Source organism: Pseudomonas sp. 58 R 12 (assembly GCF_900005865.1).
GTDB lineage: Bacteria > Pseudomonadota > Gammaproteobacteria > Pseudomonadales > Pseudomonadaceae > Aquipseudomonas > Aquipseudomonas tritici.
This window is the reverse complement of sequence record NZ_CVTP01000024.1, coordinates 242,522-263,351: the sequence shown is the minus strand read 5'-3', so window position 1 is coordinate 263,351 and position 20,830 is coordinate 242,522. Positions and strand designations below refer to the sequence as shown.

The 20,830-nt window shown below is 59.4% G+C and carries 17 protein-coding genes and 1 tRNA gene; 13 read left to right on the top strand and 5 right to left on the bottom strand.

Going from position 1 to position 20,830, the window contains the following annotated elements; genetic code table 11:
- The 6 genes from BFP95_RS21985 to BFP95_RS21960 all read left to right on the top strand — a co-directional run bounded on the left by BFP95_RS21985 (position 1) and on the right by BFP95_RS21960 (position 9,707).
- Complete coding sequence (locus tag BFP95_RS21985; RefSeq protein WP_065872390.1) at positions 1-600, top strand: GNAT family N-acetyltransferase; 600 nt, start codon at positions 1-3, stop codon at positions 598-600.
- Positions 601-1,163: 563 nt separating this feature from the next.
- Positions 1,164-3,869, top strand: a complete 2,706-nt coding sequence (gene mgtA / locus BFP95_RS21980; protein ID WP_065879974.1) for a magnesium-translocating P-type ATPase — start codon at positions 1,164-1,166, stop codon at positions 3,867-3,869.
- A gap of 16 nt (positions 3,870-3,885) precedes the next feature.
- On the top strand, positions 3,886-4,602 hold the full coding sequence (locus BFP95_RS21975; RefSeq protein ID WP_025854501.1) for an MgtC/SapB family protein: 717 nt from the start codon (positions 3,886-3,888) through the stop codon (positions 4,600-4,602).
- A 293-nt stretch (positions 4,603-4,895) separates the two neighbouring features.
- Entirely contained in the window at positions 4,896-5,522 is a 627-nt protein-coding gene (locus tag BFP95_RS21970) for a response regulator transcription factor (protein ID WP_065872305.1), read from the top strand.
- Position 5,523: 1 nt separating this feature from the next.
- Positions 5,524-9,138 carry a transporter substrate-binding domain-containing protein gene (locus BFP95_RS21965; RefSeq protein WP_065872304.1) on the top strand — a complete coding sequence of 1,205 codons (3,615 nt, stop codon included), beginning with the start codon at positions 5,524-5,526 and terminating at the stop codon, positions 9,136-9,138.
- Between the two features lie 134 nt (positions 9,139-9,272).
- Positions 9,273-9,707, top strand: a complete 435-nt coding sequence (locus tag BFP95_RS21960) for a chemotaxis protein CheY (protein ID WP_065872303.1) — start codon at positions 9,273-9,275, stop codon at positions 9,705-9,707.
- Here BFP95_RS21960 and dkgB read toward each other — a convergent pair.
- Positions 9,704-10,522, bottom strand: a complete 819-nt coding sequence (gene dkgB / locus BFP95_RS21955) for a 2,5-didehydrogluconate reductase DkgB (RefSeq protein ID WP_065872302.1) — start codon at positions 10,520-10,522, stop codon at positions 9,704-9,706. The genes BFP95_RS21960 and dkgB overlap by 4 nt on opposite strands.
- 214 nt (positions 10,523-10,736) lie before the next feature.
- On the bottom strand, positions 10,737-11,816 hold the full coding sequence (locus tag BFP95_RS21950) for a 3-deoxy-7-phosphoheptulonate synthase (RefSeq protein WP_065872301.1): 1,080 nt from the start codon (positions 11,814-11,816) through the stop codon (positions 10,737-10,739).
- 608 nt (positions 11,817-12,424) lie between these two features.
- Between BFP95_RS21950 and BFP95_RS21945 the strand changes: the two genes are divergently transcribed.
- From BFP95_RS21945 to BFP95_RS21915, 7 genes are all read left to right on the top strand, one after another.
- Positions 12,425-13,174: a carbon-nitrogen hydrolase family protein gene (locus BFP95_RS21945; RefSeq protein WP_065872300.1), complete on the top strand. Its 750-nt coding sequence runs from the start codon at positions 12,425-12,427 to the stop codon at positions 13,172-13,174.
- Positions 13,175-13,606, top strand: coding sequence for a GNAT family N-acetyltransferase (locus tag BFP95_RS21940; RefSeq protein WP_065872299.1), 432 nt, complete (start codon positions 13,175-13,177; stop codon positions 13,604-13,606).
- A 92-nt stretch (positions 13,607-13,698) separates the two neighbouring features.
- Positions 13,699-14,049 carry a helix-turn-helix domain-containing protein gene (locus BFP95_RS21935; RefSeq protein WP_065872298.1) on the top strand — a complete coding sequence of 117 codons (351 nt, stop codon included), beginning with the start codon at positions 13,699-13,701 and terminating at the stop codon, positions 14,047-14,049.
- A 166-nt stretch (positions 14,050-14,215) separates the two neighbouring features.
- On the top strand, positions 14,216-14,857 hold the full coding sequence (gene uvrY, locus BFP95_RS21930) for a response regulator transcription factor GacA (protein WP_003190387.1): 642 nt from the start codon (positions 14,216-14,218) through the stop codon (positions 14,855-14,857).
- Between the two features lies 1 nt (position 14,858).
- Positions 14,859-16,682, top strand: coding sequence for an excinuclease ABC subunit UvrC (gene uvrC / locus BFP95_RS21925; protein WP_065872297.1), 1,824 nt, complete (start codon positions 14,859-14,861; stop codon positions 16,680-16,682).
- Positions 16,683-16,715: 33 nt separating this feature from the next.
- Positions 16,716-17,276, top strand: a complete 561-nt coding sequence (pgsA, locus tag BFP95_RS21920; protein ID WP_049708976.1) for a CDP-diacylglycerol--glycerol-3-phosphate 3-phosphatidyltransferase — start codon at positions 16,716-16,718, stop codon at positions 17,274-17,276.
- A 63-nt stretch (positions 17,277-17,339) separates the two neighbouring features.
- Positions 17,340-17,415 (top strand) — tRNA-Gly (locus BFP95_RS21915).
- Positions 17,416-17,847: 432 nt separating this feature from the next.
- Here BFP95_RS21915 and BFP95_RS21910 read toward each other — a convergent pair.
- From BFP95_RS21910 to BFP95_RS21900, 3 genes are read right to left on the bottom strand one after another with little or no spacing between them, the layout of a single operon-like run.
- Positions 17,848-18,603 carry an ABC transporter ATP-binding protein gene (locus BFP95_RS21910; RefSeq protein WP_065872292.1) on the bottom strand — a complete coding sequence of 252 codons (756 nt, stop codon included), beginning with the start codon at positions 18,601-18,603 and terminating at the stop codon, positions 17,848-17,850.
- On the bottom strand, positions 18,597-19,643 hold the full coding sequence (locus BFP95_RS21905; RefSeq protein ID WP_065872291.1) for a FecCD family ABC transporter permease: 1,047 nt from the start codon (positions 19,641-19,643) through the stop codon (positions 18,597-18,599). The genes BFP95_RS21910 and BFP95_RS21905 overlap by 7 nt, the downstream gene beginning before the upstream one ends.
- A complete protein-coding gene (locus BFP95_RS21900; RefSeq protein WP_065872290.1) occupies positions 19,640-20,794 on the bottom strand; it encodes an ABC transporter substrate-binding protein in 1,155 nt (384 codons plus the stop codon). Before BFP95_RS21900 ends, BFP95_RS21905 begins: the two co-directional genes overlap by 4 nt.
- Positions 20,795-20,830 lie beyond the last annotated feature (36 nt).

Genomic DNA, 20,830 nt, shown 5'->3' with positions numbered 1-20,830 from the left:
ATGGATGTTGATGAGCACGTGTTGCCCGCTTGCTCTGTTGCAGGTATTCGGGTGGTTGAGCTGTGCGCTAGCGACGAGGCCGATCTGCAACGGTTTTTCGAGCGAGCGCCGGATTATTTCATTGCGGTGAACGGCGAGCCGGCCACGCCGACTGAGGCGTGCGAGGAGTTGCACGGGCAACTGCCCACAGGATGGACCTGCCGCCGGATGTATTGGCTGGGTTATCGCGATGCTGACGACCGATTGGTCGCGGTGGTGAACATTGCCGCTGACTTGCTGGCGAGCGGGGTGTGGCATATCGGGCTGCTGCTGGTCGATTCGTGCCTGCATGGCACTGGCCTTGCGCAACGACTGCATGCGGACCTTGAAGTATGGGCTGCGAAGAAGGGCGCCCAATGGCTGCGGTTGACGGTGGTTATCGGCAATATCAAAGCCGAGCGTTTCTGGCCCAGGCTTGGGTATGTGCAGGTACGTACGCGGGAGGGCGTGACGATGGGACGGCAGGTGAACCGGGTGTCGATTCAGGTCAAGGCGCTGGCGGGTGGGGCGGTTGAGGATTACTTGAGGCGGGTGGCGAGGGATCGACCGGGTACGCCATAGCAACGGATGTACGCCAATCGGTGTGGGAGCTGGCTTGCCTGCGATGGCGGCCTTTCAGCATAGCCCCATTGCCTGACACTGCGCCATCGCAGGCAAGCCAGCTCCCACATTTGATCTTCAGCGTATCCGGGAAAACGGCTTTCCTGAACCCACCCTGAAGAATCTTCTCATTCCCCATCGGGAAACTTTCCTACGGTTTACTCTCCTGAAGTCGGGGCGTAAGCTTCGCGCGTTTTCATCAATAGCGGAGACCCTCAGTGGGTACTTGTTCGAGTGACAGTAGTCGGCCGGTTCTGGTAACCGGCACAGGCTTGGCAAGGTAACGCGCATTCTTCCGATGCCGTTGTCTCGCCAATAAAAGCGAGAAGCGGCATCCCGGCAGTAGCCAGTCCTGGCGCCTGCCCGAATCCCTCTCATCGACGCTGACCAGCACCTGACTCACCTCGGGATGCTACGGACGCGCCTGCCTTTACGGTGGGCGGGCCAAGCTGACTGTGCCTGTAAAATGGCGCGGGGCAGACGGCCGTACCTGCACGAGTGTTTCCTCGCGCAGGAGTAACACCATGAACTTCACGCTGCTCAAAGAGTTCTTCGCCGGCTTCCTGCGGACCCGGCATATTGCCCGGCATTTCCGCCGCCTGGCGATGCTCGAAACCGTGACCGACGCCAGTGTCAGCCGCGAAGTACCACCGACCCTGGCACAAACCCTGGTGGTCTCGGCCAACAACAGCGCCGTGCAATTGCTAGGCACGCTAGGCAGTCATTCCGAAGGTTTGAACACCCAAGAGGCCGATGCCCTGCGCGTGCAATACGGCTTCAACGAAGTCGAGCATGAGCAGCCGCTGCCCTGGTGGGTGCACCTGTGGCACTGCTACAAGAACCCGTTCAACCTCTTGCTGACCCTGTTGGCAGTCATCTCCTGGCTGACCGAAGACATGAAGGCCGCCACGGTGATTTTCTCCATGGTAGTGCTGTCGACGCTGCTGCGTTTCTGGCAGGAGGCCAAATCCAACAAGGCCGCCGATGCACTGAAGGCCATGGTGAGCAACACCGCCACGGTGCTGCGTCGCGATGAGGCCAAGCGCATCGAGTTACCGATCAAGCAGTTGGTGCCCGGCGACCTCATTGTGCTTTCGGCCGGCGACATGATCCCGGCCGACTGCCGTGTGCTCAGCGCAAAGGACCTGTTCGTCAGCCAAGCGGCGATGACCGGGGAATCGATGCCGGTGGAGAAGTTCGCCCAGCAGCAGGACGCCAACACCCGCAACCCGCTGGACCTGGAGAATATTCTGTTCATGGGCACCAACGTGGTGTCCGGCGCGGCGACGGCGGTGATCCTGACCACCGGTAACAGCACCTATTTCGGCGCGTTGGCCCAGCGTGTGACGGCCACCGACCGCGCGACCACGTCGTTCCAGCACGGCGTTAACAAAGTCAGCTGGTTGCTCATTCGGTTCATGTTCGTGATGGCGCCACTGGTGCTGTTCATCAACGGTTTCACCAAGGGTGACTGGACTGAGGCGCTGCTGTTTGCATTGTCGATTGCCGTGGGCCTCACCCCGGAAATGTTGCCGATGATCGTCACCTCCACCCTGGCCAAGGGCGCGGTGTTTCTGTCGCGCAAAAAGGTCATCGTCAAGCGCCTGGACGCGATCCAGAATTTCGGCGCCATGGATGTGCTGTGCACCGACAAGACCGGCACGCTGACCCAGGACAGGATTTTCCTGGCGCGCCATGTGGACGTGTGGGGCGAAGAGTCCGACGATGTGCTGGAAATGGCCTACCTCAACAGCTACTACCAGACGGGTCTGAAAAACCTGCTGGACGTGGCGGTGCTGGAGCACGTGGAGGTGCATCGCGAGCTGAAAGTCGGCACCGCGTTCCACAAGGTCGATGAGATCCCGTTCGATTTCAATCGTCGCCGCATGTCGGTGGTAGTGGCCGAGGAAGGCTTGCCGCACCTGTTAATTTGCAAGGGTGCCGTGGAGGAAATCCTCTCGGTGTGCAACAACGTGCGCCATGGCGACACCAACGAGGCGCTGACCGATGAACTGCTGGCACGTATTCGCCAGGTCACCGCTGCGTTCAACGAAGAAGGCTTGCGCGTGGTGGCCGTGGCCGCGCAACCGATGGCACCGGGGCGCGACACCTACAGCCTGGCGGATGAGCAAAACCTCACGCTGATCGGCTACGTGGCTTTCCTCGACCCACCGAAGGAAAGCACCGCACCCGCCCTCAAGGCGCTCAAAGCCCATGGCGTCGCGGTAAAAGTGCTGACCGGTGACAACGAGCTGGTCACCGCCAAAATCTGCCGCGAAGTGGGCCTGGAGCAACAAGGCCTGCTGATGGGCAACGACATCGAGGACATGACCGACGCCGAGCTGGCAGAGGCTGTGGAAACCACCAACGTGTTCGCCAAGCTGACGCCGAGCCACAAGGAGCGCATCGTGCGCCTGCTCAAGGCTAACGGACATGTGGTGGGCTTTATGGGCGATGGCATCAACGATGCGCCGGCGTTGCGTACCGCTGACATCGGTATTTCGGTGGACAGCGCGGTGGATATTGCCAAGGAAGCCGCCGACATCATCCTGCTGGAAAAGAGCCTGATGATCCTGGAGGAGGGCGTGCTGGAGGGGCGGCGTACCTTCGCCAACATGCTCAAGTACATCAAGATGACCGCCAGTTCCAACTTTGGCAACGTGTTCTCGGTGCTGGTGGCCAGTGCATTTATCCCGTTCCTGCCGATGCTGCCGATGCATTTGCTGGTGCAGAACCTGCTGTATGACATTTCGCAGATCGCGATTCCGTTCGATAACGTCGATGAAGAAATGCTCGCCAAGCCACAACGCTGGCAACCGGGCGATGTCGGCCGTTTCATGCTGTTTTTCGGGCCGATCAGTTCGATCTTTGACATCACCACGTTTGCACTCATGTGGTATGTCTTCGATGCCAACACCCCCGACCACCAGACCCTGTTCCAGTCCGGCTGGTTTGTGGTGGGGCTGCTGACCCAGACGCTGATCGTGCACATGATCCGCACCCCGAAAATCCCCTTCCTGCAAAGCCGTGCGGCGATGCCGTTGATGGTGATGACCGGCGTGATCATGGCCGTGGGGATTTTCCTGCCGATGGGACCGTTGGCGCATTACTTTAAATTGCAGGCGCTGCCATCGCTGTACTTTGTGTTCCTGCCCGTGATCCTGCTGGCGTACATGGCCCTGACCCAGGCGGTGAAGGGTTACTACATCCGTAAGTTTGGCTGGCAATAAACAGGGACGATTTCCTATGCAAGCAATCAATAATATCAACCTCAATTCCCTGATCGACACCCTGGTCAGCCTCACTGCGGCATTCATCCTCGGTGGCCTGATCGGTTTCGAACGTCAATACCGCCAGCGCACCGCAGGTCTGCGCACCAACGTGCTGGTGGCGGTGGGCGCGGCGATTTTCGTCGACATGGCCAACCGTCTCGGCGGTGCAGAAGGCGCGGTGCGCGTAGTGGCGTATGTCGTGTCGGGTATCGGCTTTCTCGGCGCCGGTGTGATCATGCGTGAAGAGGGCAATGTGCGCGGGCTCAACACCGCCGCCACGCTCTGGGCGTCGGCGGCGGTGGGGGCTTGCGCGGGTGCCGACCTGATCCTCGAAGCGCTGCTGGGCACGCTGTTCGTGCTGGCGGCCAACACCTTGCTGCGGCCGATCGTCAACAATATCAACCGCCAGCCGCTGGATGTGGTGTCGGCAGAGGTGACCAATATCTTGTATGTGATCGCCCGGCGTACCCAGCAGAAAGCCGTGCTGGCGTTGCTGGAGGCCGAGCTGGCGCGTTGCAATTACCCAGCCAGCGATGTTGACGTGCGCCCCTTTGGCACGGAGGAAGTAGAAATCGAAGCTACCCTGGCCGTGACATCGGTCGACGGTGACGAGTTGGACGCCCTGGTGGCAAGGATATCGATGTCGACTCTGGTGGTGCAGGCGTTCTGGAGTCCGAGTACCACCGAGTAATCTCCAGCTGTAGGGATTTATCCCGCGCAAAGTTGACTATGCTAGGAAAAGTCCCACAAGCAATCAGGACTATCCCTTCATTTGATAAGGCGCCACGTTGCTAAGGTTGCGCGCTTGCGCCTCAGGAACAAGGGCGCGGTTCGACGTGTTTACTGTGCTTTATCAAAAGGAGGGGGTCTGTACTGCCTGAAGTGTCATGCAGAGTAATCAGCACCGTTTGTCGGAACTGTTACTTTTCACAGGTAGATAGGTCCCGTGTGATATGTAAGCGTACCGATCCCTCGGGGAGTCTTATGAGCAAAGCTTTAATTGTGGATGATCACCCTTTCATACGCTCAACCGTGAAGTTTCTGTTGAAGCAGGAAGGCTTCGACAAAATATTTGAAGCAGGCAACGGTGCTGACGCCATGCAGATTGCGCGTGAGGAACGCCCCGATCTGGTCATCCTCGACTTGGCAATGCCCAAGCTCGGCGGCCTGGAGGTGATCAGCCGGATCAAGGCACTGGAACTGCCTTGCAAAATTCTGGTGCTGACTTCGTACTTGGCAGTGTTCTTCTCTACCCGCTGCATGCGCGCCGGAGCCATGGGCTTTGTTGCCAAGACGGGTGAACTCGACGAGTTGCAAAAGGCTATCAGGGCGATCAGGTCCGGTTACAGCTGCTTCCCCAGCGTGGCCACCAGTTCGGTGCGCCGTGATGATTTGCAGACCACCGAGCAAGAACTGGTGGACGCGCTGTCGGATCGCGAATTGACGGTATTGCAAAAACTGGCGCTGGGCCTGGGCAACAAGGAAATCGCTGAGGACATGTTGTTGAGCCACAAGACCATCAGCACCTATAAGACGCGACTCAAGGAGAAGCTGCGTATGTCCTCGGTGGTGCACCTGTCCAAGTTCGCCCAGCGCAATCATCTGATCTGAAATGACCATCTCCCGGCTGTTGATATTCACGGCCTTCCTGCTGATGGGGCTGTTGCCCTGCGCGGCGATGGCCCTGGATGAGCCACATACACTGCGACTGTTCGGCCATTCCACGCTTGAAAACCCACGCCTGGAACTTGAGGAAAGTGACTGGCGTTGGCTGCGCGAGCGACGGGTGTTGGTGATGGGAGTGTCAGCGCCCGACTACATACCTTTCGACCAATCCAACGAAAACGACTTTGAAGGCATCACGGCTGACTATACGTGGCTGATCAGCCTTATTTTAAACATACCTATCGAGGTTCGACGCTACGACACCCGTGATGAAGTCATCGAAGCGCTCAAACGGGGCGAGGTGGATTTAGTCGGGTCTGCCAACGGTTACGAAGCGGCCGATAAGGAACTGATACTGTCGCGTTCCTACGCCAATGATCAACCCGTGTTGGTGACTCGCACGGGTGACAGCCATTCATTGAGCGTCGACCTGGCTGGCAAGCGCGTAGCGATGCTTTACCACTATATGCAGCCTGACGCTGTCCAGGCCTTTTATCCCCAGGCGCAACTGCAGCTGTACGGCTCGACTCACCAGGCGATCGGTGCCGTGGCGTTCGGTCAGGCGGATGTCTACTTGGGCGACGCCATCAGCACTCGCTATCTGATCAACAAGAACCACCTCAATAACGTCCGCATGGCAGATTTTTCCGCACTGGAGGTCAACCCGTTCGGGTTCGCTTTCAACCAGGACAACATCCGTCTGCTGAACATCATCAATGCAGCGCTGGGCATTATCACGCCCAGCCAGCAGATGGAAATCCTGCGCCGCTGGAGTGCAGGCGACAGCGGTTCCCTGGCCGCTGACCGGTTGCGTTTGAGTGAGAGTGAGCAGCGCTGGCTGATAAAGCACCCACGCGTAACAGTGGCTGTGCTCGACAAGTTCATGCCGCTGTCATTTTTCAATGAGCAAGGCCAACCGGTGGGTTTGAGCGACGAGGTGTTGTCGCGGATCAGCTTGCGTACGGGTTTGAAGTTCGAAGTGGTGCAAGGCAGCTCGTTGCCTCAGCAAGTTGACGACGTCAGCACCGGCAAAGTGGACATGCTGGCGGTGATCACGCCCAGCGTCGAGCGTGCCGAAAAGCTGCGCTTTACCCGACCCTATCTGTCCAATCCTTATGTATTGGTGGCGCGCGCCGGCGACGAACGTTTGGTTACGCTCGAAGACATGCCCGGAAAACGCCTGGCGTTTATTGGCGGCAACAGCCTCGCCGCGCAAATTGCCCGCGACTATCCAGGTATCGAATTTGTCGACGTCGCAAACCCGGAGGACGCCATGGATTTGGTCGCCAAGGGCAGTGTCGATGCGACCGTTATTTCGCTGATCAGTGCACGCTACATGATTGCGCGCCATTACCGTGATCGCTTGCGTATCACCAGCACCGTCGGTACGGAGCCAGCGCGGATTGCTTTCGGTGTCAATCGCAGCCAACTGGAGCTGTATTCGATCCTCGAGAAGGCGCTGTTGAGTATCACGCCTGAAGAAATGGACGAGCTGACCAACCGTTGGCGCAGTGAGATCATCATCGAAGACAGCTATTGGATCAGTCATCGCAACGTGATTATCCAAGGATTTGGCGTGGCCGCGTTGCTGCTGCTGATCACCCTGGGCTGGGTGCTCTACCTGCGCAACCTGATTCACAAGCGAACACAGGCCGAACGGGCCCTGAGCGACCAGATGCGGTTCATGAGCGTTCTGATCGACGGCACTCCGCACCCAATTTACGTGCGCGATCGCCAGGGCCGGTTAATGGCCTGCAATAACGCTTACCTCGATGTATTTGGCTTTAAGTTGGAGGATGTGATCGGCAAGACCGTGGTGCAAACCGATACGGGCAACCCGCCCCAGGCACAGTCGTTCCACGCCGAATACTTGAGCTTGATGGCGCGGGGTGAGCCGCAGATCCAGGATCGCGTACTCAAGGTTCCCGATGGCAGTGTGCTAACCATCTACCAATGGATGCTGCCGTACCGAGATAGCAATAGCCACGTTGTAGGCATGATTGCGGGTTGGGTGGATGTGAGCGAGCGCCAGCGGCTGTTGAGCCAGTTGCAGGCAGCCAAGGAGGACGCAGACTCGGCAAACCGCGCCAAGACCACATTCCTCGCGACCATGAGCCATGAGATCCGCACGCCGATGAATGCCGTGATCGGCATGATCGAATTGGCCCAGAAAAACGCCGAGCAGGGCCGCGTCGATCAGGATGCGCTGGAGGTGGCGTCGATGGCCTCGCGAAGCATGCTGGAATTGATCGGCGATATTCTGGACATTGCGAAGATAGAATCCGGCCACCTATCCCTGACCTTGGCGCCGGCCAATCTCCACGAGTTGTTGGCATCTGTGGCGCGTGTGTTTGAGGGGCTGGCGCGGGACAAAGGCTTGCAGCTGCAAGTGGAGCTCGATCCGATGACTGCCCGCTCGGTGCTCATCGACCCTTTGCGCTTCAAGCAAGTGGTGTCCAATCTGCTGGGGAATGCCATCAAGTTTACCGCCACCGGTCAGGTTCGCCTGGGTGCACAGTGCGCCCCGGCGTTGGCCGGTGACCACTTGAACCTACGGTTGTATGTCGAAGACACGGGGGTTGGCATCAGTGCTGAAGATCAGCAGCGTTTGTTCAACCCATTTATCCAAGGGAGTAATAACGAACAGTCGGCGCGCAGTGGTTCCGGCCTCGGGTTAGTGATCAGTCGCAACCTGTGCGAGATGATGGGCGGTCAACTGCGCTTGAGCAGTGTGCTGGGCAAGGGGACGCGGGTGGACGTGACGTTGGCGCTGGCGTTGACCAGCGCAGCACAGGTTTCGACTCCCGTCGCACGTGTTCCACCGACGCAGGCGTTGAACCTCCTGGTGGTCGACGACTACCCGGCCAACCGCTTGTTGCTGACTCGTCAGCTGAGCTTCCTTGGGCATCACATCGTCACGGCCGAAGATGGCGCCGAGGGCTTTGCACTGTGGCAGGCCGGGCATTTTGATGGCGTCATCACGGATAGCAACATGCCGGTTATGGACGGTTACACGCTGGCACGTAATATCCGTGCCCAAGAGCGTCAGCGTGGTCTGGTGCCGTGCCTGCTGCTGGGGTTCACTGCCAACGCCCAGCCGGAGGAAACCGAACGCTGCAGGCAGGCGGGCATGGATGGTTGCCTGTTCAAACCGACCGGCCTTGATGATTTGCGTGCGGCGCTGGCACCTCGCAGCGCAGCAGCCGTGACGGGTGAGGTCGAGCCGGCGTACGACCTCAGTACGCTGACTACGCTGACAGGCGGTGACACTGCCGCGCTTAACGAGTTACTCGTGCCATTGCTCATCAGTCTTGCAGAAGATCGCCTGCTGCTGCCGACGCTGCAAAATCACGCGGATATCGCCAAGTTGCATGACCTGGCTCATCGCGTGAAAGGGGGCGCTCGCATGGTCAAGGCCCACAGGTTGGTCGCCTGTTGCGAAACCTTGGAAGGGGTGTGTGAAAGACATGACCACCAGGCATTGGCGGCCGCGATACAGGCGCTGGACGCGGCCATCGATGGTTTGCATCACAGCCTGAGCCGGCACAGCAAGCAGGCTTGACTGAGGTGGATAGCCATTCGGCGGATTTGGGAGAACTCCTACATGGAAGGGGAACAAGCCTGATTTTGTCTTCGGCATATGTCTGGAAAATGGGCCTCGCTCACTGACGAGCACTGCCTGCCCAGGGGTTTGCCATGCCAAACAAAGCACTGACTATCCTGATTGCCGATGAGCAACACCTGCAACGCCTGTACATCGAGAAAATGCTCAACAAGCTGGGGTATCACCGGATCGTACCGGTGCAAACCTTCGAAGAGGTCCAGCTACTCACTGCTATCCCGGCCCAACCCTTTGACGTGCTGATCATCAATGCGGGGCTGGCGGTCCACGCTTGCGGGCTTCAACCTCAGGCGCATCATGTGCTGGTCTACGATCACCAGGACCTGAGCCTGGATATGGACGCCACCGCCGACGCAACGCCGGCGGTGCTGGTGCGGCTGCCCGGCGTGCCGGATAGCGTCAACCTCGAACACTTCATGGACATCATCGACCCACCCGCAGCCACCACCGGCCTGCGGGTGTTACCGTGGCTGCGGGAGTTATCGCGCGCGCCCGTGGCCGGGGCCTAGTCCCACTCTGGTGCGATACCTTTCGGGCTGGTCAGGCGGTGGCCGCGCTCCAGCTCGGCAATCTGCGCCATGTCGGCAGCACTCAAGGTCAGTTGCAGGGCCCTGAGGTTGCTTTCCAGATTGGCACGTTTGGTCGACGATGGGATGACCGCGTAGCCCAGTTGCATGGCCCAAGCCAGCGTCACTTGCGCCGGGGTAGCCTGATGGCGCTCGGCGATTTGCTCGATCACCGGGTCTTTGAGCACTTCGCCGTAGGCCAGGGTCATGTAGGAGGTGATCTGGATACCGTGAGCGGTGGCAAAATCCACGACCTTGCGATTTTGCAGGTAGGGGTGCAGTTCGATCTGGTTAGTGGCGATGTTCTCGGCACCAACGGCAGCAATCGCTTGCTTCATCAGGTCGACGGTGAAGTTGGAGATGCCGATCTGGCGGGTCAGGCCCAGGCGTTTGGCTTCCAGCAGTTGGCCCATGAATTCGGTGACAGATACCTGGTCTTCCGGCGATGGCCAGTGGATCAGGGTGAGGTCCAGATAGTCGGTTTTCAGTTTGCTCAGGCTTTCGCGCAGGCTTGGGATCAACTGGCCTCTGGCGAAATTGGCGATCCAGATTTTGCTGGTGATAAACAGCTCATCGCGCGGGATGCCGCTGGCGGCAATGGCTTGGCCGACGTCTGCTTCGTTCTCATAGATCTGCGCGGTGTCGATGACGCGGTAGCCCAGTTCCAGGCCGGTGCTGACAGAATCGATCACCACCTGGCCTTGCAAGCGGAAGGTGCCTAGGCCGAAGGCCGGAACGTTTTGCGTTGGGATAGACATCAGTAACTCCAGAAGGGGTGTAAACAATGGAGTCGAGTATCCGCTCGTCGTTCCTCTGGAAAAACCGCCGAATCCGAAAAGGACTTTTTACCCCACGTCACGAATAGCGCCTGGGAGCTGGCTTGCCTGCGATGGCTGCGTGTCAGGCTAAAAGTCTGTAGCTGATGTACCGCGATCGCAGGCAAGCCAGCTCCCACATTTTTATCTCCATCCGTCAGTTGGCTTTGTGTTGTTCGCGCAACCGCTCCGCCGCACTGCGCAGCAGTTGCTCGGTGCCGCTCCAGCCCAGGCAACCATCGGTCACCGACACACCGTACTTCATCGACGCGCTCAACGGCTGGCAACCTTCGAACAGATGACTTTCGAGCATCATGCCGATCAGCGCGGTGTCGCCCTGCAGGCGTTGCTCCAGTACGTCGTTGAATACGGCCGGTTGACGCAACGGGTCCTTGCCGCTGTTGGCATGGCTGCAGTCGACCATGATCCGCGCCGCCACCTTGGATTTGGCCAAGTCGTGCTTCACCTGCGCCACGCTTTGCGCATCGTAGTTCGGCCCACGGTGACCGCCGCGCAGTACCAAATGAGTATCGGGGTTGCCCGGGGTCTGGATGATCGCCGGGTGGCCCTGGCTGTCGACGCCGAAATGGCGGTGCGGGTGTGAAGCCGAGCGCATCGCGTCACAGGCAATCGCCACACCGCCGTCGGTGCCGTTCTTGAAACCCACGGGCATGCCCAGGCCACTGGCCATTTCGCGGTGGATCTGCGATTCGGTGGTGCGCGCGCCAATCGCGACCCAACTGAGCAGGTCATCGAAGTAGCCGGCGGCCATGGGTTGCAGCAACTCGGTGGCTACCGGCAGGCCCAGGCGCAGCATTTCGCGCATCAGTTCGCGCGACAGCGTGAGGCCGGCAGCCATGTCATCGCTGCCATCCAAATGGGGGTCGTAGGCCAGTCCTTTCCAGCCGATGGTGGTGCGCGGTTTTTCGACGTAGGCGCGGATCACCAGCAGCATCTGGTCGCTGACTTCAAGCGCGAGCTTCTTCAGGTTGCGCGCGTATTCCATGGCCGATTTCGGATCGTGGATCGAGCACGGGCCGACAATCACCAGCAACCGTGAATCGTCGCCATTGAGGATGGCGCGCACAGCTTGGCGATGGGCGTGGACTTGCTCGTTGAGGAACGGGCTGAGCGGCAGCTTGTGTTTCAACTCAAGCGCACTGGGCAGGCGCTGGGTCAGGGCTTCATTGGCGCTGGTCAGGGCAGAGAGGGGCAGGGCGGCGGTGGCAGTGTTCATATTCAAGGCTTCCTGGGCAAGCGGCGGGCTATTCCCGCGCGCTCTGCCCTACTGGGGTGTTCGACAATTGGCCGTATCGGCTACGTGCGCTGGTGTGCCACCAATAGGTGACCGATCGGAGGCGGCAGGCTGTCCCGAGCGGAGCTTGCTAAATCGCCATGCAGTGGAAGTGTCGTAGCGGTAATAGGTGGCGTAGTTCATGTCATGAGTCCTTTAAGTGTTCTTGCAAAATTGATGGAGGCCTGAAAAAACAAAACCCCCGGTCGGGGAGCCGACCGGGGGTTAGATTTCTCTGGTAGGCGACCCCTTGAGTAGTGGGCGCCGATTTCAGGTATCAGGCGCGCCAGTGGCTAAACCAATACCCAAAATAAAAGCATACCGCTGCGCTCGAACCGTTCACGCGGGTAGCCGATACCAGGCGCGGGGCGCTGGCAGCAGGGCAAACCTGAGTGTGGGTGAGTTGCAACACGGTATGTCTCCAAATAATGGGGGCAGCTTACTAGAGGCACGCGGGGGGATTCAATCAGAAATTTCTATCGTGCCGGGGTACTTACTGCTATCGGCCGGGATATGCTTGTAACACTTCAATAATTTGCTTGGACGCGACCATGACTGCCCTGACCCTTGCTGCGGCTCAATCCATTTCCATTGCGGGTGATGTGCCGGCCAATATCGAACGGCACGTGGCGTTCATGCACGTGGCGGCCGAACATAATGTGCAATTACTTGTATTTCCCGAGCTGTCGTTGACCGGGTACGAGCCGTCATTGGCTGCCGGTTTGGCGATTACGCCAGATGACCCAGTCTTGGCGCCGCTGCGTGAAATAGCCCGGGCGTTGCGATTGACGGCGGTAGTGGGAATGCCTGTCCGCCTCGCACCCGATGCCGGTGTGTTGATTGGCGCGCTGGTACTGGGCGCGGATGGCTCCCTGGCGCTCTATACCAAGCAGCATTTGCACCCAGGCGAAGAGGTTGCGTTCGTCCCGGGCCAGGGCGGTGCGGCCCTCGAGTGGGAGGATGAGCAGATAGCATTGGCCGTGTGCGCGGACTTCTCCCACGCCAGTCATCCGCGCCTGGCGGCGGAGGCGGGCGCCACTGTCTACGCCGCTGGCGTGCTGGTGAGCGAGGGCGGCTACGCAACGGACAGCGCGTTACTCCAGGGCTATGCGGCTGAGCATGGCCTGCTGGTGTTGATGGCCAACCATGGCGGTCCGTCCGGTGGCTATGTTTGCGCCGGTCGCAGCGCCATCTGGGCGGCTGATGGCGGTTTGCTGGCCGCCGCTCCCGGTGTTGGCGACGCGCTGGTGATTGCCCGTCGTGTTGACGACGTGTGGGCTGGCCAAGTGGTTGCTCTCTAAATGGCGTTCCACTTGCGCGCGGCGACGGACCACGACCTGGCGTTCGCGCGGACGTTGACTTTTGAAGCCATGAGCCGCTACTACGTGCAATACGGCCTGGTGTGGTCCAACGATGGCTTTGATGTTGCCTGGGCGGGCCGTGAAAACTGGCTGATCTGCAATGATGACGTCGTGCTGGGTTTTATCAGCCTGAGCCGCGACAGTCGCGCGCTCTATATCCGTGAGTTGCATATGCTCGAGGCGTGTCGCGGGCTGGGCGCGGGCAGTTGGGTATTGGAGCAGATGGCAATCAAGGCTCAAGCCTTGGGTTTGTTACGCTTGACGGTGTTCAAGGGTAATCCTGCCAGGCAGCTCTATCAGCGCAGTGGGCTGAACGTTGTGGGTGAAGAGGATTGCTTCTGGCGCATGGAGCGTGCCTGTCAATCGAGCTAATCCCTGTGGTCCATTCTAATAAGCGCATACTGGGTACAGCAGGCGACTTTCTTGTTGTCGCTTCAACGTGTCAAACAGGAATATGCATTCAAATGAGTGGAATTGGTTCGCGTTTGAGACAAGAAAGGGAGCGACTTGGCCTGTCGCAAAAAGTGTTTGGTGAAATTGGCGGTGTTGAAGCCAACGCACAGGGTAAGTACGAAAGCGGAGGGCGAGCGCCCAAGGCCGACTACTTGTCGCGTGTCGCCGAAAGAGGTGTAGACGTGTTGTACGTGCTGACCGGTGAAACCACGCCGCTTCAACTGGAGAATCTCAGCCAGATTGAAGAAAAAGTACTGGGGGACTACCGCGCGATGTTCAAGGAAGACCAGGCTGCAATCCGTCGTTTGACGTCTAGCCTTGCCGAGCATTGTGTGACGCATAACGGTAAAACCACGCCGTAGCCCCGGGATTCCTGACCTGTTGCCCAGAAAATTGAGCCGTCCGGCCCACGCTGGGCGGCTACTGTGTGTGCTAACGCTATATATATGACGCTTGCAGCTAGGTCTGCGCCTAGGTTTTTTGCTAAGGTGTTCAGCAACCTATAAGACCATATCGCGAGGTGTCTGCTTGATTAGGGTGCTAGTAGTCGATGACCATGATCTCGTTCGTACAGGCATTACACGAATGCTGGCTGACATCGATGGCCTGCAAGTAGTCGGCCAGGCCGAGTCCGGGGAAGAGTCCCTGATCAAGGCCCGGGAGTTGAAACCCGATGTGGTGCTGATGGACGTCAAGATGCCTGGTATCGGTGGTCTTGGCGCCACGACCAAGTTGTTGCGCAGCCACCCGGACATCAAAGTCGTGGTGGTGACCGTGTGTGAAGAGGACCCGTTCCCGACACGCCTGTTGCAGGCGGGTGCGGCCGGTTACCTGACCAAGGGCGCAGGCCTGGCGGAGATGGTGCAAGCGATTCGCCTGGTATTTGCGGGCCAGCGTTACATCAGTCCGCAGATTGCCCAGCAACTGGCCATCAAATCCTTCCAGCCCACCAGCGACTCGCCATTTGATGCGCTGTCGGAACGGGAAATCCAGATCGCCTTGATGATTGTCGGTTGCCAGAAGGTGCAGACGATTTCAGACAAGCTGTGCCTGTCGCCCAAGACCGTCAACACCTACCGCTATCGCATTTTCGAGAAGCTCGCCATCAGCAGTGATGTTGAATTGACCCTGCTCGCGGTGCGCCACGGCATGGTGGACGCCAGCGCCTGACATGACCACATTGTTTGATCCAAGTGCTTTCCTCTCGACCTGCAGTGGCCGCCCCGGCGTGTACCGCATGTTCGACAGTGAGGCGCGCCTGCTGTATGTCGGCAAAGCCAAGAACCTGAAGAACCGTCTGGCGAGCTACTTTCGCAAGAGCGGTCTTGCGCCCAAGACCGCTGCGCTGGTGGCGCGTATCGCCCAGGTCGAAACCACCATCACCGCCAATGAAACCGAGGCGTTGCTGCTCGAGCAGACGCTGATCAAGGAATGGCGGCCGCCGTACAACATTCTGCTGCGTGACGATAAATCCTACCCCTACGTGTATTTATCCGACGGTAATTTCCCACGCCTGAGCATTCATCGTGGCGCGAAGAAGTCGAAGGGCAAGTATTTCGGACCCTATCCCAGCGCCGGCGCGATCCGCGAAAGCCTGAGCCTGCTGCAAAAGACCTTTTTTGTGCGCCAGTGCGAAGACAGCTTCTACAAGAACCGCACCCGGCCGTGTCTGCAGTACCAGATCAAACGCTGCAAGGCACCCTGCGTGGGACTGGTTGAGCCGGCCGAGTACGCCGAGGATGTGCGCCATTCGGTGATGTTCCTCGAAGGACGCAGCAATGCGCTCACCGACGAACTCTCCAGCGCCATGGAGCAAGCTGCCAGCACCCTGGATTTCGAGAAGGCCGCCGAACTGCGCGATCAGATCTCCCTGCTGCGTCGCGTGCAGGACCAGCAGAGCATGGAAGGCGGCACCGGCGACGTCGACGTGATCGCAGCCTTCGTTAACCCGGGTGGTGCGTGTGTGCACCTGATCAGCGTGCGTGGCGGGCGGGTGTTGGGCAGTAAGAATTTCTTCCCGCAGACCGGTATCGACGAGGAGGTCGCCGAAGTCATGGCGGCGTTCCTTGGCCAGTACTACGTCAGCAGCCCCGAGCGCGACCTGCCAGCGGAGCTGATCGTCAACGTGGTGCATGAAGACTTCCCCACGTTGATCGAGGCGATCCACGAACTGCGCGGCCGCGAGCTGGATATCAGCCACCGCGTACGCGGCACCCGCGCGCGCTGGCAGCAATTGGCCGTGACCAATGCCGAACAGGCCCTGGGAGCGCGCCTGGCCAATCGACAGCATGTCGCAGCACGCTTCGATGCCCTGGCCGAAGTCCTCAACCTGGACGAGCCGCCACAGCGTCTTGAGTGCTACGACATCAGCCACTCCAGCGGCGAGGCCACCGTGGCGTCCTGCGTGGTGTTCGGGCCGGAAGGGCCGATCAAATCCGATTACCGGCGCTATAACATTGAAGGTGTCACCGCTGGCGATGACTATGCGGCCATGCACCAGGCCCTCACGCGACGGTTCAGCAAGCTGAAGGACGGCGAGGGCAAACTGCCCGATATCCTGCTGGTGGACGGTGGCAAAGGCCAGCTGTCCATGGCTCGCGACGTGCTCAACGAACTGGCCGTGCCCGACCTGATCCTGCTCGGCGTGGCCAAGGGCGCCACACGCAAAGCCGGTTTCGAAACGTTGTACTTGAATGATGCCGCCCACGAGTTCACCTTGAAAGGCGACTCGCCTGCGTTGCATTTGATTCAGCAGATCCGCGACGAAGCCCACCGTTTCGCCATTACCGGCCACCGTGCCCGCCGAGGTAAAACCCGGCGAACGTCAACCCTGGAAGGGGTGGCGGGGGTTGGGCCGACACGGCGTCGCGACTTGCTAAAACATTTTGGTGGCTTGCAGGAGCTGTCCCGTGCCAGCATTGACGAAATAGCCAAAGCACCCGGTATCAGTAAAAAGCTCGCTGAGTTGATTTATGCGAACCTGCATAGCGAATAGAATGCCCTTTCCACCTCGTAGCCAGTTGTGCCGATGAATATCCCTAATCTGATCACCGTTCTACGCGTCCTGCTTATCCCTATTTTCATTCTGTTGTTCTATTTGCCGTACGAATGGAGCTATATGGCCTCCAGCTCGGTGTTTGCGTTTGCCGCCGCCACCGACTGGCTCGACGGCTACCTGGCACGTCGCCTGGAGCAGAGCACCCCGTTCGGCGCGTTCCTCGACCCCGTGGCCGACAAGCTCATGGTGGCCGTCGCCCTGGTCCTGCTGGTGCAGGAACACGGCAACCTGTGGCTGACCCTGCCGGCTGCGGTGATCATCGGCCGCGAGATCGTGGTGTCGGCCCTACGCGAATGGATGGCTGAAATCGGCGCCCGCGCCCACGTGGCCGTCTCCAACATGGGCAAATGGAAAACCGCCGCGCAAATGCTCGCATTGGTGATTCTGCTGGCCAACCCGTCGGATTTCTCTTTCTGGGTCCTGACCGGCTATGCCTTGCTGCTCATCGCCGCCGGCCTGACCTTGTGGTCCATGCTCCAGTATTTGCGCGCCGCCTGGCCGCATCTGCGTACCACTGTTGAAAAGAAATAAAACTTTTTTGAATCAAGGGGTTGACGGGTTCTGATATTTCTATAGAATGCGCACCACCAAGACGCGGGAATAGCTCAGTTGGTAGAGCACGACCTTGCCAAGGTCGGGGTCGCGAGTTCGAGTCTCGTTTCCCGCTCCAAAATTTGATCTGCGGATGTCCATTGGGCACTGGGATCCACGAAATAGACGCTTAGGCGTCTTTTTTCGTTTCTGCGGGAAAACACTGAAATCCAGGGCAATCCAATCCGGTACGTTTAAGTATCGTTTTAAGTACTGTCTAACGGACAGGCTCAAATTTGTATTGTTGCTGGGTCCTCTCAGGTCTTCAGACGAGTGTCCATCGACGACTCCTGCGATATCCTCCCGTGCCAAGACGGCTAAAACGCCTATCGCTGCTGTAGCTCCCCAGAAAAAACAACCGCTGATCACGCCGGCCTCCAGCAGGGGTGCAGGCTTACGACCTTGATGCATTGCCGCGCCCATAATCCGCATGTTGCTGGGGCCGGAGCTCGCCGCTCTAGCGATACTTGCGAGTCGTCTGTCGCGCTTGCTGGCGCGCGTTGGGTTGCTGTCAAGTTATCCCATCGATCAAAATATGTCGTTGCCCACGGCTGCATTGCTCAATCCGCGCCTCAACCTGGTACACCTCGCGAAGCATGTGTTCGGTGATCACCTCATGACTCGCGCCGCTGCCCTGCGCGGTGCCGTCGGCAATCACCAATACCTGGTCGGCAAAGCGCAACGCCTGGTTCAGGTCATGCAGGGCAATAAACACGATCACCTTCTGTTTGCGGGCCAGTGCGCTCATGAAGTTCAACACTTGCACCTGACGATGCATATCGAGGGCGCTGGTGGGCTCGTCCATCAGCAGGATTTCCGGCTCGCGCACCAAGGTCTGGGCGATTGACACCAGTTGCTGCTGGCCGCCGCTGAGTTCGCCGAGGTTGCGAAAGGACAAGTCACTGATGCCAAGGGCCTCGAGCATTTCGTCCACCAGATTCAGTTCGTCATCGTGGACGGTCCATTGCGGCGACAGTTGCTTGCGGGCCAGGAGCACCGATTCATAGACCGTCAACCGTGCACTGGCATTCAAGCCCTGGGGCATGTAGCAGATGCCTTGCTGGCCCTTTTTCGAGTCCTGCAGGATCACCTGTCCAGGCCCATCGATCAGCCCGGCCATGCGTTTAAACAAGGTGGATTTGCCCGCGGCATTGGGGCCCACCACGGCGACCACCTGGCCGCCGTTGAACGCGGCAGTGGTAACGCCGCGGATGATCGTGCGCTGGCCATAGCGGGCACCCAGGTCTTGCAGCTGAATCTTCACCATGAGTTTTTCTTCCCGCTGAGGATCAGAGATATGAAGAACGGCACGCCGATCAGTGAAGTGACCACCCCGATCGGGAAGATGGCGCCGGGGATCAGGGTTTTGCTCACCACTGAACTGGCGGACAGAATCAGTGCGCCGGTCAGCAGCGAGGCCGGCAGGAAGAAGCGCTGGTCCTCGCCGATCAACATCCGCGCAATATGCGGGCCGACCAGCCCGATAAAGCCGATGGTGCCAACAAAGGCCACGGGGAACGAGGCGAGCAGGCTGACCATGATCAGCGTCTGGAAGCGCAGGCTGCGCACGTTGATCCCGAAACTGGCGGCCTTGTCGTCGCCCAGTCGCAGCGCGGTCAGGGCCCAGGCTCGTTTGGCAAAGATCGGCAGGGTGATCACGATCACCAGGCAGATCACCCCCAGTTTGGGCCAGGTGGCTTTGGTCAGGCTGCCCATGGTCCAGAACACCACGGCCGCTACGGCTTGCTCGGTGGCGAAAAACTGCACCAGGGCCAATAACGCGTTAAACGTGAACACCAGGGCGATACCCAGCAGCACGATGGTTTCTGCGGTGACTCCGCGACGCATGCTCAGAAAGTGAATCAGCAGCGCCGAAAGCATGGCCATGATGAACGCGTTGACCGGCACCATGTACTGCGCCGCTAATGGAAACAGCGCCACACCAAACGCCAGCCCCATGGCCGCACCAAAACTGGCGGCGGCGGAAATGCCCAGGGTGAAGGGGCTGGCCAGCGGGTTATTGAGGATGGTCTGCATCTGCGCGCCGGCCAGTGACAACGCCGCACCCACGGCAACCGCCATCAGGGCGATCGGTAGGCGGATGTCCCACATCACCACGCGAACCTGTGCCGGCGCACTGTCCGGCGCAAAGAGTGCACCGAGCACCTCATTGAAGCTGTAGCTCGCCGGCCCCAGAGCCAGGTCAAGCAGCACACTGCACGACAGCAGCAGGGCCAGGCCCGCGAGGATCAGGCGCTTGCGCAGCACCAGGCGCCGGTAGGTGTCGCGTTGAATCACGGCGCTCATGGCTTGAGGCTCACGAAGTACCCAGGCTCATAGGGCACCGGCAGGAATCGCTCGTGCAATTCGCGAAACGAGGCTTCAGGGTCCAGGTCGGTAAACAATGTCGGATGAAACCACTTGGCCAACTGCTGGATGGCCACGAACTGATAAGGGCTGTTGTAGAACTGATGCCAGATCGCATGGAACGCCTGGTCATCCTGCGCCTTGATCCCGGCATAGGCCGGGCGCTGGGTGTACCAGGCCAATTTGCGCCGGGCTTGCGCCATGTCGGCACCGGGGCCCACACCGACCCAATGGCCACCGGGGGCAAAGGCTTCCCAGTTGGCACTGGTGACCACCACCTGCTCCGGGTTGGCGACGATCACTTGCTCGGGGTTCAACTGGCCGAAGGTGGTGGGAATTATGTCTCTGGCGATATTGTTGCCGCCTGCCATATCGACGAAAAGCCCAAAGTTTTCATTGCCGAAACTCAGGCAGCAATCGTCGGTGTAGCCGCCGATGCGCTCGATGAATACGGCGGGGCGCGAAGGGTGCTGCGCTTTGATCACGTCGGTGACACGACGGATCTGCTGGTTACGAAAGTCGATAAAGGCTTCTGCACGTGCTTCTTTGCCGAATAACTGGCCGAACAGGCGCATGGTCGGTTCGGTGTTTTGCATCGGGTGGTTGCGAAAGTCGACGTACACCACCGGAATCCCCAGGGCGTCGAGCTTCTCGATGTATCGCGCATCCTCGGTAGCATGTTGGGCCTCGATATTGAGGATGATCACATCGGGATGCTGGGAGATGGCCTGCTCGATATCGAAGGTGCCATCTTCAAAGCCGCCGAAGGTGGGGATTTTGGCGATGTCGGGAAATTTACGCAGGTAAGCGCCATAGGTGTCCGGGTCGGACTGGATCAGGTCCTTGCGCCAGCCGACGATTCGCTCGATCGGGTTTTGCGTATCCAGCGCGGCAACCAGGTACAACTGACGACCTTCCCCCAGAATGACGCGCCTGACCGGCAGGTGCACCTTGACCTGACGTCCGAGCAAGTCGGTGACGGTGCTGCGTGTTGCCTGCGGCTCGGCCGCCGCTGACGGCAGTGCCCACCCCAACAAACCAGCAAACAGCAACCCGGCGAAGGCGTGGCTGCGTCGAACAATGGTAACCATGGTTAAAGCCTTTGCAGTGGTCGGGCCGGATGGCGG

Excerpts from the sequence above, each read along its gene's own strand:
- BFP95_RS21985 (WP_065872390.1), top strand. The coding sequence starts at position 1 with ATGGATGTTGATGAGCACGTGTTGCCCGCTTGCTCTGTTGCAGGTATT.
- mgtA (WP_065879974.1), top strand. The coding sequence starts at position 1,164 with ATGAACTTCACGCTGCTCAAAGAGTTCTTCGCCGGCTTCCTGCGGACC.
- BFP95_RS21975 (WP_025854501.1), top strand. The coding sequence starts at position 3,886 with ATGCAAGCAATCAATAATATCAACCTCAATTCCCTGATCGACACCCTG.
- BFP95_RS21970 (WP_065872305.1), top strand. The coding sequence starts at position 4,896 with ATGAGCAAAGCTTTAATTGTGGATGATCACCCTTTCATACGCTCAACC.
- BFP95_RS21965 (WP_065872304.1), top strand. The coding sequence starts at position 5,524 with ATGACCATCTCCCGGCTGTTGATATTCACGGCCTTCCTGCTGATGGGG.
- BFP95_RS21960 (WP_065872303.1), top strand. The coding sequence starts at position 9,273 with ATGCCAAACAAAGCACTGACTATCCTGATTGCCGATGAGCAACACCTG.
- dkgB (WP_065872302.1), bottom strand. The coding sequence starts at position 10,522 with ATGTCTATCCCAACGCAAAACGTTCCGGCCTTCGGCCTAGGCACCTTC.
- BFP95_RS21950 (WP_065872301.1), bottom strand. The coding sequence starts at position 11,816 with ATGAACACTGCCACCGCCGCCCTGCCCCTCTCTGCCCTGACCAGCGCC.
- BFP95_RS21945 (WP_065872300.1), top strand. The coding sequence starts at position 12,425 with ATGACTGCCCTGACCCTTGCTGCGGCTCAATCCATTTCCATTGCGGGT.
- BFP95_RS21940 (WP_065872299.1), top strand. The coding sequence starts at position 13,175 with ATGGCGTTCCACTTGCGCGCGGCGACGGACCACGACCTGGCGTTCGCG.
- BFP95_RS21935 (WP_065872298.1), top strand. The coding sequence starts at position 13,699 with ATGAGTGGAATTGGTTCGCGTTTGAGACAAGAAAGGGAGCGACTTGGC.
- uvrC (WP_065872297.1), top strand. The coding sequence starts at position 14,859 with ATGACCACATTGTTTGATCCAAGTGCTTTCCTCTCGACCTGCAGTGGC.
- pgsA (WP_049708976.1), top strand. The coding sequence starts at position 16,716 with ATGAATATCCCTAATCTGATCACCGTTCTACGCGTCCTGCTTATCCCT.
- BFP95_RS21910 (WP_065872292.1), bottom strand. The coding sequence starts at position 18,603 with ATGGTGAAGATTCAGCTGCAAGACCTGGGTGCCCGCTATGGCCAGCGC.
- BFP95_RS21905 (WP_065872291.1), bottom strand. The coding sequence starts at position 19,643 with ATGAGCGCCGTGATTCAACGCGACACCTACCGGCGCCTGGTGCTGCGC.
- BFP95_RS21900 (WP_065872290.1), bottom strand. The coding sequence starts at position 20,794 with ATGGTTACCATTGTTCGACGCAGCCACGCCTTCGCCGGGTTGCTGTTT.